Here is a 17,109-nt window from a genome sequence, read left to right as displayed (position 1 = left end):
TCAGTCCCGGCCGCCGTAGCGGGTGCGACCGGAGTCGGTCATGTCCTTGCCCAGCCGTCGGTTCAGGTGCAGCCCCTCCAGCACGAACTCGACGGCCGCCGCCGCCTGCCCGAGGCTGGGCGCGTCACCGATGCCGAGCCGTTCGAGCACCTTGGCCAGCCCGGGAACGGTGCCCACCTGGCGCAGCAGCTCGGCCGCCGGCACCAACTCGCCGGTTTCGATGGTCTTGCCGTCGTCGACCAGTGCGGTGAAGCCGGACAGGTCCAACCCGGCGAGCCGGGCCCGGAACGTCTCGGCGGTGGCGGTACGCAGCAGGTGACCGAGGATCTCTGTTTCCCGGCCCTCCTCGCCGCTCTCGAACTCCACCTTGCCGCGCAGCGTGGAGGTGACGGATACGGCGTCGCCCACCCGCGCCACCGGTGTCTGCACCTCGTGACCCTCGCGCGACGCGGCGAGCAGACCGGCCCGGCGCAGCGCGGCGGCGGCGACCGTCTCGGCGGCCGCGATGGCGAACCGGGCGGAGACACCCGAGCGCGGGTCCACCGACGGCGATCCGCGGACCGCGCGGGCGAACCGGGCGAGCACCTCCAGCACGTGCTCCGGAACCTCGGCGACCAGGTCGGCCTCCTGCCGGATCAGCTCCAGCTCCAGCTCCAGGTCGGTCGGGTAGTGGGTGCGGATCTCGGCGCCGAACCGGTCCTTGAGTGGGGTGATGATCCGGCCCCGGTTGGTGTAGTCCTCCGGGTTGGCGCTGACGACCAGGAGCAGGTCCAGCGGTAGGCGCAGCTGGTAGCCGCGGACCTGGATGTCCCGTTCCTCCAGTACGTTGAGCAGCGCCACCTGGATTCGCTCGGCCAGGTCCGGCAGCTCGTTGACCGCGAAGATGCCCCTGTTGGTGCGGGGCACCAGCCCGAAGTGGATCGTCTCGGGGTCACCGAGGACACGCCCCTGGGCCAGCCGGATCGGGTCGACGTCGCCGATCAGGTCGCCGACGCTGGTGTCCGGGGTGGCCAACTTCTCGCCGTACCGCATCGAGCGGTGCAGCCAGCCGACGGGCAGGTCGTCGCCGGCCTCGACGACCAGCGCCCGTGATGCCGGGGTGACCGGGTGCAGCGGATGCTCGTTGAGCACCGAATCGGCGATAACCGGGGTCCATTCGTCCAGCAATGTCACCAGCGACCGGATCAGCCGGGTTTTGCCCTGGCCCCGCTCGCCGAGCAACACCATGTCGTGCCCGGCGAGCAGCGCCCGCTCCACCTCGGGCAGCACGGTGTCGTCGTAGCCGACGATGCCGGCGAACCGTGGCCGGCCGTCGCGCAGGCGGGCCAGCAGGTTGTCGCGCAGCTCCCGCTTGACGGTGCGGTACGGGTGGCCGGCCGCACGCAGTGCGCCGAGCGTGGCCGGCAGGTCGGCCGGCGGCACCGGAGTTACCGGGAATGCAGTCACCCGCCCAACGCTAGCGCGCCGCCGCGGGTTTCAGAGACCGTCGGAGCACACCGGGTACGGTATCGCGTGTTGCGGGACACGGGGAAAGGAAGTGCCATGGTCTCCGTCGACCACGAGCCGTGGGAGTCGACCGACGCCACGCGCCTACGCGCCGCGCAGCGCGGCGAACTGGATGCCCGTTACGGCTGCGACGACCACGAGCCGGGGGCGCCACCCACCGCCGAAACCGTGAGCGTTTTCCTCGTCGCCCGCGACGCCCACGGCACCGCAGTGGGCTGCGGCGGCCTGCGATTCCTCGCACCCGGCCGCGCCGAGATCAAACGGATGTACGTCACCCAGGCGGCCCGGGGCACCGGCGTGGCGGTCGCCATCCTGCACGCCCTGGAGGACGAGGCCCGCGACGCCGGCGTACGCACCCTGGTGTTGGAGACCGGCACGGCTCAGCCCGACGCGATGCGCTTCTACGAGCGCGAGGGTTACCGGCGCATCGACAACTTCGGCCCCTACCTGGGCGAGCCACTGTCCGTCTGCCTTGCCCGAGACCTGCCGGAAATCTGAGGGCCGGCGCCAGCGGCGATCCGGAGCCCGCCGTGAGCAGCGGTAACACCGCGGCGTCGATTTACGGGCGGGACTTGAGGCGCAACGGAAGGTAGCGGTCAGCGACCGGCGCGGGCCTTGAGCATGCGGGGTAGCGCGGCCACTCCGGTGATCGGGCGGAACGCCCGCGCCGCGTTGACCAGAGCGGCGTACTCGTCCTCGGTCAGGTCGATCTCGGCGGCTGCGGCGTTGCGTTCCACCTGTTCCACGGTGGACGCGCCGGGGATGGCCACCACGTTCGGGTGGCGAAGCACGTACGCCAGGGCGATCTGGCTCGACGTGGCGTCGTGGGCGGCGGCCACCTGGCGCAACGTCTCGATCAGCGCCGTGCCGCGTTCCAGGTTCTCCGGCAGGAAGTACGGGTTGGCCCGTCGTACCGCGCCGGTCGGCGGGTGGTGCGCGTCGTACCGCCCGGAGAGAAACCCCTGCGCCAGCGGGCTGTAGGCGATGACCAGCCGGCCGGCCTGCTCCGCGTACGGCAGCAGATCCGCCTCCGGTTTGCGGTCGAGCATGCTGTAGCGGACCTGGTTGCTCAGCACCCGCCGACCCAACGCGGCCTCGGCCACCTGCCAGCGGCGCAGGCTGTAGTTGCTCACCCCGACCTCGCCGACCAAGCCGACGTCCTGCAACGCGCGCATGCCCAGCATGGTCCGGTGGTCGTTGATCACCGGGTTGGGCCGGTGCACCTGGTAGAGGTCGATGCCGCTGACGCCGAGCCGGGCCGCCGAGGCGACCGCACGTTGCTGCACCACGGACGCGACCGGCAGCAATGGGTAGATCTTGGTGGCCACGGCCACCTTGTCCCGGTCGGCTGCCAGAGCCGCGCCGAGAATCCGTTCGCTGCGGCCGAAGCCATAGAGCTCGGCGGTGTCGAAGACGGTGACGCCCAGCTCGACGGCCCGCCGGACGATCTGGGCCGCCAGCCGTTCGTAGTCAGGGCCGTAGCCCCACTCCCGCGAGCCGAACTGCCAGGTACCGAGGCCGATCTTGGACAGGCGTTTCGGGGTGTCGAGCCGCACGTAGCGCATGGCTCCGACCGTACCCGCAGCAGAGCACGACAGACGCCGATCCGCCGGGCGTTCGCGATGTCCGAGTGTCGCGGGACGCCCTCGGGCTAGGGTCATGATCGTGACCTACCTCGCCGACGACACACGCTACGACCAGATGACCTACCGGCGCAGCGGAGCCAGCGGGCTGCGGCTGCCGGCGATCTCACTCGGCCTGTGGCACAACTTCGGGCCGGACCGCCCCTTCGAGCGGCAGCGGGACATTGTCCGGCGCGCGTTCGACCTCGGCGTCACCCACTTCGACCTGGCCAACAACTACGGGCCGCCGCCCGGTGCCGCCGAGGAGAACTTCGGCCGGATGCTCGCCGGCGACCTCAGGCCGTACCGGGACGAACTGGTGATCTCCAGCAAGGCCGGCTACCTGATGTGGCCCGGCCCGTACGGCGAATGGGGTTCCCGTAAGAACCTCGTCTCCTCGTGCGACCAGTCGCTGCGTCGTCTCGGAGTGGAGTACGTCGACATCTTCTACAGCCACCGGTACGACCCGGACACGCCGCTGGAGGAGACGATGGGTGCCCTGGACGCCATCGTCCGCTCCGGCAAGGCCCTCTACGTCGGCATCTCCAACTACAACTCCGAGCAGACCCAGCGGGCCGCGGCGATCCTGCGCGACCTGGGTACGCCGCTGCTGATCAACCAGCCGGCGTACTCGATGTTCAACCGCTGGACCGAGGCCGACGGCCTGCTCGACACGCTGGAGCGGGTCGGTGCGGGCTGCATCGCGTACAGCCCGCTGGCCCAGGGTCTACTCACCGACCGCTACCTCGACGGCATCCCGGCCGACTCCCGGGCACGCACCAGCGTCTTCCTCTCCGAGAACGACGTAAGTGAGCGGCGACTGGGGACGATCCGCGCCCTGGCCGCGGTCGCCGAACGACGCGGGCAGTCCCTCGCGCAGCTCGCGCTCGGCTGGGCGTTGCGCGACCCCAGGATGACCAGCCTCATCATCGGCGCCAGCAGCGTGTCCCAACTGGAGACGAACGTCGCGGCCGTGCAGCACCTCGACCTGACCCCCGAGGATGTGGCCGAGATCGAGTCCCAGCTGACCTGACGATCTCGGTCCACCCCCTGAGAGTCGGCCCGGATCGACGGGCCGCAAGGCCCTGCCCCGGGCCGCCGCCCGGTCGTAGCGTGAGAGGTGGAGGTGGCCTGATGCGGGTGGCGGTGTTCAGCACGAAGCCCTACGACCGGGAGTTCCTTGCCGTGGCCAACGCCGCGGCAGGTCACGATCTGACGTTCCTGGACGCCCGGCTCACCACGCAGACCGCCCGGCTGGCCGAGGGGGCGGATGCCGTGTGCGTGTTCGTGAACGACGACCTGTGCGCCGAGGTGATCGGTCAACTCGCCGAGACCGGGGTACGGGTGGTGGCGCTGCGCTCGGCCGGGTTCAACAACGTCGCCGTCGCCGCCGCCCGCAAGCTGGGCCTGACCGTCGTACGGGTGCCCGAGTACTCTCCGCACGCTGTGGCCGAGCACACCACCGGCCTGATCCTCGCCCTCAATCGCAAGATCCATCGCGCCTACAACCGGGTACGGGAACACAACTTCGCCCTCACCGGCCTGCTCGGTTTCGACCTGCACGGCCGTACGGTCGGCATTGTCGGCACCGGCCGCATCGGCGTCTGCGTGGCCCAGATCCTGGCCGGCTTCGGGTGCCGAGTGCTCGCCAGCGACCCCTACCCGAGCGACTCGGCGATCACCGCCGGTGTCGAGTACGTACCGCTGGAGCGCCTGCTCGCCGAATCGCACATCGTCACCCTGCACTGCCCGCTCACGCCGGACACCCGGCATTTGATCAACGCCGAGCGGATCGCGCTCGTCCGGGCGGGCGTCATGCTGGTCAACACCGGCCGGGGAGCGCTGGTGGACACCCGGGCGGTGATCGAGGGGCTCAAGAGCGGCCAGATCGGCTACCTCGGCCTCGACGTCTACGAGGAGGAGAGTGACCTGTTCTTCGAGGACCGCTCCGAACGGGTCCTCGGCGACGACGACTTCGCCCGGCTCACCACCTTCCCCAACGTGCTGATCACCGGACACCAGGCGTTCTTCACCGAGGACGGCCTGCGCAACATCGCCACCACCACCATCGCCAACCTCACCGCCGTGGCGCAGGAAGGTCCTGACGGCGTCACCGGCCCGGCCCGCGTCTGCTGATCGGCGGTCGCGGGCCCGCCGCCGAGGAACCAGCGCTGGTTGGACCTGGTCTCCAGGACCTACTCAGGGCCCGGACTGCCGGTGAGCCCGCAGGCAGGAGGCCACCGGTCGAATGCAGCTTGCGCACTGGACCCGGCAAATCGACAAGGCCGAAGCATGTCGACGATGGCCAATGTTGCCGGAGTGGGTCCGAGCGTGTTGAGATGGCTTCATATCGCCGCAGCGCGGAGGCAACCGCGCTGAGCACGGCCCGCACGGGAGCATCGCAGTGCCGGCAGCGCGCCACCCTGGGCAGACGCCTGCGCATCGCCGGGCCACCTCCACGACGACGGGCACACTCCCGGGCAGATTCCCGTCCGCTGCTGCATGTCAACACACCTGAACCGGCGACGAGGTGAGAAACAACCATGAATTTCCGACAACGTGTCACGGGGTGGTACCGAAACCGCTTCGTGTGGATGGAGGTCGGCCTGCTCGCCGTGTCGATCGGCGCGGTCGCCCTGGTCACCTCGACCTACTCCACGACAGCATCGGCCGACCTACCAGCGCAGGTTCTCACCCAACTGCGCACCACCCTCGAACAAACAGACCCCGCGCTCCACCACCACGCCGGACACACCGCCGAACAAATCAGCACCGAGGAGGCGGAGAACCCACCGGTGATCTGTGGAGTCCACGCCTACGGCCACGAACCCGCCCAGGCCACCACGCTCGCCGATGTCCACACCATCTACGGCTTCCACCTCTGCGGGATCGCCGAGACCCAACGGCCGTGGGACTGGGCAGTCAAGCTCGCCGGACCACTGATCATGGACATGACCACGCAACCGCCGAACATCCAGGTCGTCGAGGCCACCGCCGAGATCAGCTATGTCGACCGCCTCCGCCAGATGCTCCCCCACAAGTACGCCGAACTCGCCCTCACCGAAGCCCTGGCCGCATCCGAAATGGCCGACCTGCGCCGCCGATACGACTCCGCCGCCGGACTCTGACGGGCCGGGCGGCCGACCGGGACACGGAGGAGAACCAGGTCTTGGCCGGCGCTCGTGCCCACTACGACCGGCGAATCGTAATCTGGCATCTGTCTGTTCAGGATGGTTGGGCAGGATGCCTGGGAGCAGGTGATCACCGCAGCTCGACCGGGTGGATCTCGTTCACCGGGCTGCAGCCCGACCAGTTCCGCAAGCTGGTCCGGCTGGTCGCCGAGCGTGGCGGTGACGGCATCGCCGACAGCCGGCCGGGCCGGCAATGGGCCCTCAACCTCGCCGACCGGGTACTGCTGGTGGCCACATACTGGCGCACGAACCTGACAATGCGCCAGATCGGCCGCTGTTCAGGGTGTCGCACTCCGCGGCGCACTGGGTCACCGACACCCTCGCCCCTCTGCTGGCCCTGGCGCCGGTGCGCAAGCACCCGGTCGAGCAGATCGCGATCGTCGACGGGACTCTGGTCCCACCCGTGATCACCGGCTGGCCGCCCAGAGCAAGAACTACCGCTATTTGAACGGGCGGCCGGTGATGGCCGACGGCGGCCACCGGGGCAACCCCGAGGTGATCGGGCCGTACCGCAATCAGGGCGGTCGCCGCCGATCTGCCCACTGCCAACCGCCCAAACTGCGACCAACACCATCGCACCCGAACGCACCCGAGTCACTCGCATCGACGCGGCGTCACGGGTGGAATTCGGAGCGCGGCACAGTCCGCCCCACACCGTTTCGGGCACCCCACACTCCAACTCGACCAGGCCAACCGCCAAGATCACAACGAAATGCCTGCTAAAGATCGGTGTCATGCGCGACCTGCCGCCGATCATCGAGCAGCAGTGTGGGGGGCGATCGTGTGAGCACACCGGTGAGCACAGTGATCAGAAAATCGGCATTGGTCGCTGACCAATGCCGATTGACCTGCATAAACAAGGTGGGCCGGAGGTACCACCATGCGAACCACACCGCCACGATCGCCGGTGACCCGCTACCGCTAACTTTGCCCAGCTCACGGGCCTCGGGCGGTGCCCGATGAACCCGGCCCGACCGGCCGAACCGCCGACGCGGTTCGCCGATGCGGAAGAGATCAACCCGTTCAAGCTCCTTCTCGATCTTCACGACCGTGCACTCGCTCGGACGGCGGGACGCGGCCGTGCGGATGCCGTCTTGGCAGAGCTGGCGTTGTCCGCCGCGGTGGTGTCCTGGTGGGCTCGCTGGCAACCCTCGGTGATCCACGCCGCACTGCGGGCGGGCGCGGATCTGGCGGACGTCGCCGACGCCACCGGCCTCGACGCGAGCGACGTCGTCCGACGGTGGTGGCGATGGGTCGATGTCCAGATGCGGCTGGACATTGGCGGACGCCCGTCCGTGGACCCCGCCGAAGTCCGGGCCATCGAGCGACGGCTCGGAAGGGGGTTGGTCCGATGACGCCGACCCGACTCGCCCGAGACGTGAGCACGGTGGCTGTGGCCGGGATTGCTGCCTGGTCGTCGTGGAGTCAAATGGTCGCCGTGGCGTTGAGGTTCGGTGAGCGTCCCGAGGTCGCCTACGTACTTCCGCTGTCGGTCGACGGGATGCTGGTCGTCGCGTCGGCGGCCATGGTCGAGGACAAACGCGCCGGCCGGACTGTGCGCTGGTCGGCCCGGACGGCGTTCGCGGTCGGGGTGGCGGCCAGCGTGGCGGCGAACATCGCCGCCGCCGAGCCAAGCCTCGGCGCGCGGATCGTGGCGGCATGGCCGGCGGTGGCGCTGCTGCTGGTCGTGGAGATGCTGACCAGAGCGCAGCCGGCCTCGGGCAACGACCACCGAGCGTCAGACACCGCCCAGCCGCCTGTCTCTGACGCTGCGTCTGCATCGCCACTGGTGTCGCTTCCGTTGGAGGTTGTGACCGAGATGAAGGAGGCGCAGTTGGCTGAGGCCGCCGACGGTCCGGCGACGAGCCAGGTGTCGGCGCCCCTCCGGCGGCGAACCTCACGACGCAAGCGGGTGACGGGACGCGCGGAGCGGACAGCAGACGTTTAGCCCGGCTGCGTGCCGAGCGGCCGCAGGCCAGTCCGGCGGAGTTGGCTCTGGCCGCCGGCGTGTCCGAACGTCATGTCCGACGCCTTGTGGCGGAGAAGCCTGAGGACGTACAGCCAGCAGAGAATTCCTTTTGATGGTGCTCATGAGCTATGGCGGCCTCCCGAGTCCGTTGCCCTATCTCGCTCCACGACATACGGCTCCGGGCTGCGACGGTCGGGACACGAAGAGTGGACCAAAGTCGCTACACTCCCCGGCTGTACCCAACGGCAACGGGGAGACGTGACGCGGTGCACAAAGCAAATCTGGGCGTGTTCGGCGTAAGCCTCGGCGTACTTGCCGCCACCATCGGCTGCGGAACCGCACCGGAGGCGCAACAGCCACCAGCCCAAGCGACAGCCAGCGCACCGAGCGAGCGGCCCACCTTTGACCCACCGCGCACATTCGACGTGTCCGACCCCATCCCGCTACCGGACAGCGCGTCACTGTCGAAGATCAACCTGGGTGGGCAACGCGTCGAGCCGCTACCCTTGTTACTCGACGGGAACCGACTCTGGATCTCGTCGGTGGACCGGCTGGAAATCGTTGACATCACCTCCGGCATGGTCACCGACACGCTGCGACCCGCACACGAGCCTGCACTGTCGCCGTCGACGCAGAACCCCTTCGTCGGCGGTAACCCCGCTCAACCGCCGATCCTGGCCGGAACCGGTGCGCAGCGCCGTGTGGTGACTGCCTTCGCCGCCACTGCGCCCGGTAAGGGCACGACACCGCCGCGCCCGGTTATCGAAATCCTCGCCGTTGACGCCGGGACCGGGCGTGAAGCTCAACGTATCGAGATCGAGCCCAGTGACGAAGATCAGCACGAGTTGACGCGGAAGCACCCGGTCGTCGTCGGCGCGTCCGGCCCCGTAGTCGTCGCCCAGGTCGGCACCGACACCGTCGCCGTGAATCTCGATGATCGACGCGAGATCTGGCGCCGTCCGGATTTCGCCCTCGGAGCCGTCGCTGGCAATGTGGCGGTCGGTACCGACGCCAAGGCCGCAGTCGCGCGTGCGCTCGCCATCGAAAGCGGCGCGGAGCGCTGGCGCACCGAGCCCGCAGGGACGATCACCATCAAGCCGGGCAGCGCGAAGATCGTGACCGCCACCGGCGCATCGCAAGGCCGCAAGCAGTTCTTCCGCCTCCTCGACGCCGCCACCGGCCGCATGCTGGACGAGTCAACGGCTACCAGCAGCACCGCCTACAACATCACCTGTCTCCACGACGGCCGCAGCGTCACCATCTGCCAGGACCAACGCCAGGACTGGGCGGGTGCCTTCGACGACAGCGGGAAGTGGCTCTGGGAACTACCCGACAAGGAGGCCAACCGCGTTGCCCCCACCGTCACGACCGCCTGGCACGGAGCCGTTTACGGCCGTACGGCGAACGGCCCCGTCATCCTCGACGCTCGCACCGGCGAGGACCGGGAGACGGCTCCCGGCCTCACACCGTGGCTCGTCAACGAACACGCCGCAGTCGCCAGCCCAGCGGATGCCAGCGGCGGGGTGAAGCTCTACCGCGCCACCGGCTGACTGGTGCACGACCTCAGCCAGCCGTAGGTACCGCAGCCCTCGATGCTGTGGCTCAGCAATCACCTTCGGTGGCCGTCAGTTTGTCTGTCCGGTCGGTAGGTGCCGACCGATGTAGCCGACATAGATTCGTCCGCTGTGCGCCGTATCGTCGTAGTAGTGCATGCGAGGGCTGATCATTGCGAACTGAGCGATCTTGAAATGCGCACCCATGAAGATCTCGCCCGCCGGAATGACGGAGACCGGCACGGGTAGCACCCGTTTCCTCCAGAACGCCGGGTTGGTTCGGACCTCCTCGCTCTCGTCACGGGCGTGTCGTCGCGTTGACCACTCGTGGCAGCCAGCCGGAGTGTTCTCCAGGAAGCCATGCACGTCCCGAGCCCAGCGCCCGTCTGCCTTCGCCGCTGCATAGTCCTGGAGCACCAACAACGCGTCCCAGGTCTTCGAAGCCCAGGCGCCCAGGGGGTCGTTGCTGTCGAGTTCCTCGGCGCAGTCAGGATCGCCCGTGAACACGACGTGCTGGAGTCTTGGCAGCCAACGGAGCAACTCACCAAAGCTGTCCGGCCGGGAGACATCCGCTTCCGATGGCTGTGCCGTCCAGGCCACCTCTGCTTGCCCCATAGAGGCGAGCCGGTGGCGCAGCGTCCGTTCGGTCTCCGCGGACCGGGTCAGGCGTTCAACCGCGTCGCGGTTCTCGATCTGCTCATCATCCAGCTGCCATTTGACGTCGTGATACGCCTTCTGTGTCTCATCGAGTTCGGCCTGGAGCTGCGCGAGTCGGGCTGCGATGTCTTTCTGCGCCTCCTGCGATGACCGACCGACCTCGATCAGACGCACGATCTCGTCGATCCGGTCGACGGTCAGGTCATCGACCCCTACCTTGATCTTCAGGTAGTCCAGCAACATGCCTTGCTGCGCGCTGGCGTCATCTTGTCGGCGATCACTCTCTCGCGTCTCGACGGCCGCTGCCTGGGGCTGCGACGGAACGAGCGATGGCCGCTTCGAACTGACGTCGCCGAGTCGGTGCACCAACATGTCGTCGGCGATACGTTCCAGCATCCGGTGTACCCGCGCCACCGATGCCGGTAGTGGCTGTTCGAGAGCCTGAAGTTGGGCATTGGAGGCGAGGACCCGCGCGAGCCGGGGCTGTTCGTTGTCGTCGGCGATCCGCTCGGCGCTCAGCACCCGGTGCCGCAGCCCGTCGACGACGGAGTCCGGTTGCACCTGGGAGCGATAGGTACGAAGCCGGCCGGGCAGTACGGCGTGGGCCTGGCCGAGCCGGTCATTGAGCAACTGTGTGGCCTCCCCGTCCAGCACGTAGCACGAGGCCATGCCGTTGGTAAACCCAGTCAGATTGGCGATCCGGTTAGTCCATGGGACTGACGGCAGCGAGTCGTCGTTGCCTGCGACGAAGACAACACCTCGTCGGTCGGTGTCGATGAGGGCTCGGTGGACCTCGTCGACTTCGTCGCCGCGGATGACGATTGGTCGCGTCGTCAGGCGTGCGGCACCGTCCCAGGCATCGATGATTTCGAGCATGGGGGCGAGAAAGCGGGGGGTGCCTGCGAGGCGGGGGCGGCTGCGTGGGTCCTCGCTGTCGGGGTCGGGGGATTCGATGTCGATCCAGGCCCAAGCCGCCCGCTCTCTCGCGTTGGGCGAGTGTACGGTCAGTTGGATGATCCACTGCCCGTCTGGCTTCGTTTCGACGATCCGTACGCGCGTTGACGTCGACCCATCCTGCCCCTCGTGCTGCAGTAGGAGGGCCCTGACGTTGTCGCCGATGGTCGTCCACCGATTCTCATGAAGCGCGGACGGATCCCAGCCCTTGGGTCCCGCGATCCAGCGGTCGAGTTGTTCCCGTACCAGTGGCTGCAGATGGTTCCGTTCGCGGTGGGTCGTGAACACAGACCTGAAACCGAGCATTGCGCCGTCCCGAGGGGTTACAGGCGTGAGGGCTGCGCCGAACGCGTCGCCGCACTCGCTCGATGCGGCCCCGCTGACCTCCGTCTGCTACTCCAGCACCTGGTCTTGGTTCGGAAGCTGGAGTAGCAGCGGCGGTGTCGAGGTCGGCATCTGGACAAGGAGAGGTCAATCCGCTTGCTTGCTGGTCACCGAGATGAGCTGTTGATCATGGTGCGGATTCCAGGTCATTGAGGAGCGCGTGTACAGGTGCCCAGCACATCCGCACCGTGTCCAGATCGGGCACGAGCCCGTAGTCGATCTGGTGACGAGGGTGCACGAAGTTGCGGTAGTCCCGGACCTTCTCCATGAAGTCCTTGGCGTCGGTCTGGACCCACTTCTGTCGGTGCGCGTACTCGAGGAGCAGGTGAAGGCCCGCTCGTTCGGCCCGAACCCGTCGGCCGTTCCGGTCGACCAGGCCGCTCCTGCGCACGGTCTCGTCGCGGTCAGTCACCACGACGTGCAGCAGGCCTTCTACGAAGCTGCCGATGCCGATGATCGCCAGTGCGTAGGCTCCGTTGTTCTGGCAGATCGACGCTTCGTCGGCGCGGGCCATGAGGATGTCGGTCGCCTTGCTGTTGGGGGATAGTCGTCGCACCCGCTCGTGGAGGTCCGGCGGCGGCCCGTACAGGGGAACGTCGCCGTTCTGGCTGAGCTGACCGAGCACGGGCCGCCCGCCGACGTAGGTGATGGTGAGCTGCTCCGGCGCCAGGATCCGGTTCAGCTCTTGCGCGATCGGTTCGGCGGCCTCGACGCCACCGTCGTACTCCAGCGGATCACCGATGCGACAGAGCAGCCGGTCGAGGGCGGCGGCATCATCGGCATGGCAATTCAGTACTTCAGTCAGCCAGGGGATCCGCGGAGAGCCGTCGTACTGCGGATCGCCAGGCCACCGGACCCGGTGCAGGAACCGCTCGACCTGCGTACCGGTCCGCTCGTAGGGACCATCGACGTCGCAGATCAGGCGGGCGACGCGTTCCAGAGTGAGCGGGTCGAGGGCAATCATCGGGACACCTCCCGGTCGGCGCGCTGCTGCGCGATGTCGAGTGCTTCGGTCAGGCGCTGGAGGATGATTGAGCCGCGCTTGCGGAAGCCGAGCTCAGTCATGGCCTCCTGGAGGCGCTCATCCCGATCACGCTGAAGCTGGTCGCTCACAAGCCAGGTGCAGATCTGTACCAACTGTTCCCGCGTGTATTCGGTGATCCGCAGACCGATCGGCACGTCGGGGCGGGGGCCACGGCGGGTCGCTGGCGGAGACGGTGGCTGAGCGGGCCGGCGTGCCGGCGGTACGGGATGGCTCCTCGCGGCGTGGTCGGCGCGGTCGACCGCCTGCTTCCAGCGGGCGATGAGTCGGGCTGTCTGGCCTGCCGGATCCACGTACCAGTCGGTCGACCAGATGCGGTGGAACTCCCACCCGAGGCGCTCGAGGTGTTGCTGGCGCAGCCGGTCCCGATCCCGGGCGCTGTGTGCCTGGTGGTACGAGTGACCGTCGGTCTCCACAGCAAGGACCATGCGGCCGGGCTGGTCTGGGTGGGCGAGGGCCAGGTCGATGCGATAGCCGGAGACGCCCCACTGCGGCACGGCGTTGATGCCCTGCTGCTGGAGAGCCTTCAGGACGCTGCGTTCGAGGCCGTTGAGCTCGACCCCGGTGTGCTGTCGCGCGCCCAGGTCGCCGCCGAGGTCGACGAACTCCAGGTAGCGGCGGAGCAGTTCGGGCCCGCGGTTCCGTGTCGCTGCGGTCTGGTTCGGGTCCATGTCGTGGTGAGAGAAGGCGCTCACCACGGTCATCCGACTCCGCGCTCGGGTAACCGCGACGTTGAGGCGCCGCTCACCACCCTCCTGGTTGAGCGGTCCAAAGCGCAGCGGAAGTCGACCGTCTCTGGTCTTGGCGTAGCCGATACTCAGGATGATGGCGTCCCGCTCGTCGCCCTGGACGTTCTCCAGACTCTTGATGAAGAACCGCTGGCTCGCGGCCCGGTCCTGGGAGAAGAAGTCGTCGAGGTGCTCATGCTCTCGGCGTCGGCTGCGCAGGGTCGCCTCGATCCGCAGGGCGTGCTTCTGCCCCATCGTGATGACGCCGAGGCTCTCATTCGGTCGCTGCTCGGCATGCTCGAGAATCAGCTCGACCGCCCGGTTCACCTCCTCCGTAGATGAGCCGCCCTGCCCGGGAGCGACACGGCCATCCACCGTCTCCAAGCACAGCGGGCTGTCGACCTGCACGCCGGGGAACGTAACGAGGGACCGGTTGTAGATCTCGACGTTCGAGAACGCGATCAGGCGCTCGTCTCGGCTGCGGTAATGCCAGGTCAAGCGGTACCGGTCCGAGATGAGGCCACCGAGGACGTCAAGAACGGACTCGTAGTCCTCAAGGCTCTCGTCGCCGAGATCATCGTCTTCGCCAGCCGGGCTCTGCTGAACGAGGCGCCGGAAGAACGGCGTGGGTGGGAGCTGCTTCGGGTCGCCGGCCACTACGAGCTGGGTGCCACGCATGATCGAGGCGACCGCGTCGTGCGGCTCGATCTGGCTCGCCTCATCAAAGATCACCACGTCGAACGACCGTTCGGGCGGCAGGATGCGGCTGACCACCAGTGGCGACATGGCCCAGCACGGGAACGCGGCGAGGAGCACCTCCGGTGCGCTGCTGAGCAGCTTCCGGAGAGAGAGGTGCCGGCTCTTCTTGGCCGCCTCCCGCCGGACGAGGCCGTTCTGGTCGGGATAGGCGTCTCGGGTCTTCCGCAGGTTCACTGCCACATTGCGGCGCACGTGCCGGGCGGCCATCTCGATGTGCCGGCTGTCCGCAGCGCGGAAGTCCTGTACCACCGTGGCATGCTGCTGCCCGACGAACTGACCGAGGTACGGGACCCGCATGCGCATCTCGTCGAGGACCACCTGCAACCAGGAGCGCAACAGGGTGTCGGCTGCCTCATCGCTCGAAACCTGCCGGGTGGCCAGGTCATCGAGCATGTGGCCCAGGCCCAACGAGCGGAACAGCTGCTGCTGTTTGTTCAGGTCAGGCATCAAGAACAACGTCTCGCGGTCGGCATTCAACTCGGCGAGCGTGTTGGCTGCGATGGTGGTGGTTCCACGCTCAAGGCCGTCGATCCGGGCACACGCCGCCACCGCGGCGAGGTGGTTACGCACCTGCGTGAAGGACGACATGCACAGGTCGGCGCCCGCCAGCGCAGTGGGTGCGCTGTCCTGACGGCTGAGCTTCCGCCACCGCTCACGCTGATCCGCCGCGGCGACCAAGCCCTGATACATCTCGGAGCGGTTCTTGGGAGGGGCCGGACAGATCCGTCGCAGTTCGCGGCGCAGCTGGAACCGGCGGAAGATGCCGAGCGGCTCCGGCCGGCGCGGCCGGGATCGCCCTGGTGCTGTGGCGTAGACGAAGTCGTCCAGATCCGGGCCGAAGACCTGCTCGCCGTAGCTGGCGATGGTGCGGTCGACCTCGCTGAGCAGGTCGAACAGGTCCCTCCACGCAGCGAGGTCGTCGGGTACGTCCAGCCCCGCGCGGTCGACCAAGTCCCGGATCTGGCGCTGCGCGCCCTGCAGGGCACCGGCCGCGAGTTCGTCGAGATGCACCAGCACCTTGCCGACATCGTCTGGGGTGCGGATAGCGGCCTTCGCCCACGGCGACTCCCCGCGCCAGATCCTCAGGCCGCCACGATCCACGAACGTCCGAAGGTCCTCCCGCGCGGACTCAAGCCTCGATCGGTCGAGGTTCCGCAGCTCGGACGCGCGCAGGTTGTAGCCGCTGACATCGAGAGTCGGAAGCGCGAGGAGCTGCTCGATGACCTGAAAAGCGCTCACCCCCCAGGGCTGCCGTACTTCGTGCAGCTCGGCCGGGTGCCGTTTCGCCGCGGCCCGGCGGCTGTGCAGGCGGCGATGCAACTCGTCGGTGTCGACGGGTGGTTCAGCGCCGGCTTGGGTGAGGACATTGGCGATGCGCTGGGCGACCTGTCGCTTGCTGATCTTGCGGTCGTGCAGGTCGAACACCAGGTTGTCGAGCCCGACGTCGCCAAGGCGGTTCATCACCGCTTCGATGGCAGCCCGCTTCTCGGAGACGAACAGCACGCTGCGACCCATCGCGGCCATGTACGCGATGATGTTCGCGATCGTCTGGCTCTTCCCCGTGCCGGGTGGACCCTCGATGACCACATGTCGGCCGGACAGCACCGCGTCGATCGCCGACTGCTGAGACGAGTCCGCGTCGTGGACCAGGAACTCCTTGGCCGGATCGATCCGATCGGCACTGGAGCTGGACTCCTGGGCTTGCTCCGTGCGCAACTGTTGCCGAGCGTCGCGGTCGCCCGCCATTGCGCCGATCACCGGATGTGAAGCCAGCAGCTCGGCTGAATTGCGCAGGTCCTTGACCATGGCGAGCTTGTCGAAGCTGAAGACGCCGGCAACCACCGCGGGCTCGAGCCGGAGAGACAGGCCGCTGGGAGCTACTGCCTCGGCGATCAGCTGGTAGGCGGCGCTCAGCTGCTGGTCTGGGTCAGCGATCTCGGACAGCATCGCGCTCAGCTTCTCGCCCAAGGCGCTGATGTCCGCCTCCACGCCGTACTGCCGCTCCAGCGCGTACAGGAGAACGGGATTGATCTCAGGTGACTCTGACAGCTCCAGCGTGAAGTCATTCTCGGTCGCCGTCCTGCTGTCCAGCGCAAGCTGCTGCAGAATCAGCGGCGCCCGCAGCGGTTGCATCGGCACGGACCCGCGGGTGTACGGACCGACCATGCAGAGCAGACCGCGGGTCACCCAACCGGCCTGGATGCCCTGCTCCTCCTCCAGCTCGACCAGCTTCCGGCGGAGACTGCGGGCAGTGTTGCAGGCGGTGTTGTGCCGGTCTTGGTCCGGGAACAGCGTCCGTAGGCGAACCTTCTGTCCTCGGAGCAGATCGGCGACCACGTCAGCAGCCGCCTCGGCGAGATCGAGGGTGGTGGTCTGTCGCTCCTTGAAGTAGAGCAGCGTGTTGCGCGGGCCGAAGTCGATCAGTTGGTCTGCCCACCGGCCGGCGGCCTGTTGAACGAGGTGGAGCACATCCGGTTGGGTCAACAGCATCTCGTCTCCAAGTCAGTCGACGTACACCAGTGCTGATCCGCCGGGCCGTCGGCCCGAGGCAAAGCCCTCCAGGATAGGGCGCATGACACGTTCATCTATGCATCAGATTTCCGACACCGACGTCATTGGAACGACGCCACTCAGTAACCTCCACTCCCTTGCCTGGAGTGCCGCCGCGCCTCGTCGGCACATCGAGCAGGCCGAGATGTTGCAGTGCCGGGGCGCGACTTGGCGCGGCTGAAGGCCAACTCGAA

13 protein-coding genes and 1 pseudogene are annotated in these 17,109 nt (G+C 68.0%); 8 read left to right on the top strand and 6 right to left on the bottom strand.

The window, feature by feature from the left end; translation table 11 throughout:
• Positions 1-1,446 carry a magnesium chelatase gene (locus ACFHWY_RS22050; protein ID WP_416582138.1) on the bottom strand — a complete coding sequence of 482 codons (1,446 nt, stop codon included), beginning with the start codon at positions 1,444-1,446 and terminating at the stop codon, positions 1-3.
• A gap of 96 nt (positions 1,447-1,542) precedes the next feature.
• On the opposite strand from ACFHWY_RS22050, the gene ACFHWY_RS22045 reads away from it, so the two are divergent.
• Positions 1,543-2,004 carry a GNAT family N-acetyltransferase gene (locus tag ACFHWY_RS22045; protein WP_416582137.1) on the top strand — a complete coding sequence of 154 codons (462 nt, stop codon included), beginning with the start codon at positions 1,543-1,545 and terminating at the stop codon, positions 2,002-2,004.
• Between the two features lie 98 nt (positions 2,005-2,102).
• Here the strand turns inward: ACFHWY_RS22045 and ACFHWY_RS22040 are convergent, their stop codons facing one another.
• A complete protein-coding gene (locus tag ACFHWY_RS22040) occupies positions 2,103-3,071 on the bottom strand; it encodes an aldo/keto reductase (RefSeq protein ID WP_416582136.1) in 969 nt (322 codons plus the stop codon).
• A 94-nt stretch (positions 3,072-3,165) separates the two neighbouring features.
• Between ACFHWY_RS22040 and mgrA the strand changes: the two genes are divergently transcribed.
• From mgrA to ACFHWY_RS22020, 4 genes and pseudogenes are all read left to right on the top strand, one after another.
• Positions 3,166-4,161, top strand: a complete 996-nt coding sequence (gene mgrA, locus ACFHWY_RS22035; protein ID WP_416582135.1) for an L-glyceraldehyde 3-phosphate reductase — start codon at positions 3,166-3,168, stop codon at positions 4,159-4,161.
• A 101-nt stretch (positions 4,162-4,262) separates the two neighbouring features.
• Positions 4,263-5,264, top strand: a complete 1,002-nt coding sequence (locus tag ACFHWY_RS22030) for a 2-hydroxyacid dehydrogenase (protein ID WP_416582134.1) — start codon at positions 4,263-4,265, stop codon at positions 5,262-5,264.
• A gap of 458 nt (positions 5,265-5,722) precedes the next feature.
• A complete protein-coding gene (locus ACFHWY_RS22025; protein ID WP_416582133.1) occupies positions 5,723-6,256 on the top strand; it encodes a hypothetical protein in 534 nt (177 codons plus the stop codon).
• 102 nt (positions 6,257-6,358) lie between these two features.
• Positions 6,359-6,832, top strand: a pseudogene (locus tag ACFHWY_RS22020) (helix-turn-helix domain-containing protein); the annotation flags it as partial.
• A gap of 206 nt (positions 6,833-7,038) precedes the next feature.
• On the opposite strand, the gene ACFHWY_RS22015 reads toward ACFHWY_RS22020, so the two are convergent.
• Entirely contained in the window at positions 7,039-7,365 is a 327-nt protein-coding gene (locus ACFHWY_RS22015; RefSeq protein ID WP_416582162.1) for a hypothetical protein, read from the bottom strand.
• Here ACFHWY_RS22015 and ACFHWY_RS22010 point away from each other — a divergent pair.
• From ACFHWY_RS22010 to ACFHWY_RS22000, 3 genes are all read left to right on the top strand, one after another.
• Positions 7,279-7,674, top strand: coding sequence for a hypothetical protein (locus ACFHWY_RS22010; protein ID WP_416582132.1), 396 nt, complete (start codon positions 7,279-7,281; stop codon positions 7,672-7,674). The two genes, ACFHWY_RS22015 and ACFHWY_RS22010, sit on opposite strands and share 87 nt — an antisense overlap.
• Positions 7,671-8,267 carry a DUF2637 domain-containing protein gene (locus tag ACFHWY_RS22005; protein WP_416582131.1) on the top strand — a complete coding sequence of 199 codons (597 nt, stop codon included), beginning with the start codon at positions 7,671-7,673 and terminating at the stop codon, positions 8,265-8,267. Before ACFHWY_RS22010 ends, ACFHWY_RS22005 begins: the two co-directional genes overlap by 4 nt.
• Before the next feature lie 563 nt (positions 8,268-8,830).
• Positions 8,831-9,838: a hypothetical protein gene (locus tag ACFHWY_RS22000; protein WP_416582130.1), complete on the top strand. Its 1,008-nt coding sequence runs from the start codon at positions 8,831-8,833 to the stop codon at positions 9,836-9,838.
• A 75-nt stretch (positions 9,839-9,913) separates the two neighbouring features.
• On the opposite strand, the gene ACFHWY_RS21995 is transcribed toward ACFHWY_RS22000, so the two are convergent.
• From ACFHWY_RS21995 to ACFHWY_RS21985, 3 genes are all read right to left on the bottom strand, one after another.
• Positions 9,914-11,740 (bottom strand): hypothetical protein, encoded by a 1,827-nt coding sequence (locus ACFHWY_RS21995; protein ID WP_416582129.1) that lies wholly within the window; start codon positions 11,738-11,740, stop codon positions 9,914-9,916.
• Positions 11,741-11,963: 223 nt separating this feature from the next.
• The gene (locus ACFHWY_RS21990; protein ID WP_416582128.1) at positions 11,964-12,800 is read right to left on the bottom strand and encodes a hypothetical protein; all 837 of its coding nucleotides are present in this window, start codon (positions 12,798-12,800) and stop codon (positions 11,964-11,966) included.
• The gene (locus ACFHWY_RS21985) at positions 12,797-16,855 is read right to left on the bottom strand and encodes an AAA domain-containing protein (RefSeq protein WP_416582127.1); all 4,059 of its coding nucleotides are present in this window, start codon (positions 16,853-16,855) and stop codon (positions 12,797-12,799) included. The genes ACFHWY_RS21990 and ACFHWY_RS21985 overlap by 4 nt, the downstream gene beginning before the upstream one ends.
• Positions 16,856-17,109: the final 254 nt, after the last annotated feature.

Origin of the sequence: Micromonospora sp. LOL_024, assembly GCF_048060415.1 — a bacterium.
Lineage (GTDB): Bacteria > Actinomycetota > Actinomycetes > Mycobacteriales > Micromonosporaceae > Micromonospora.
Note: the sequence above shows the minus strand (reverse complement) of the source record. Positions and strands in the feature narration are given on the sequence as shown.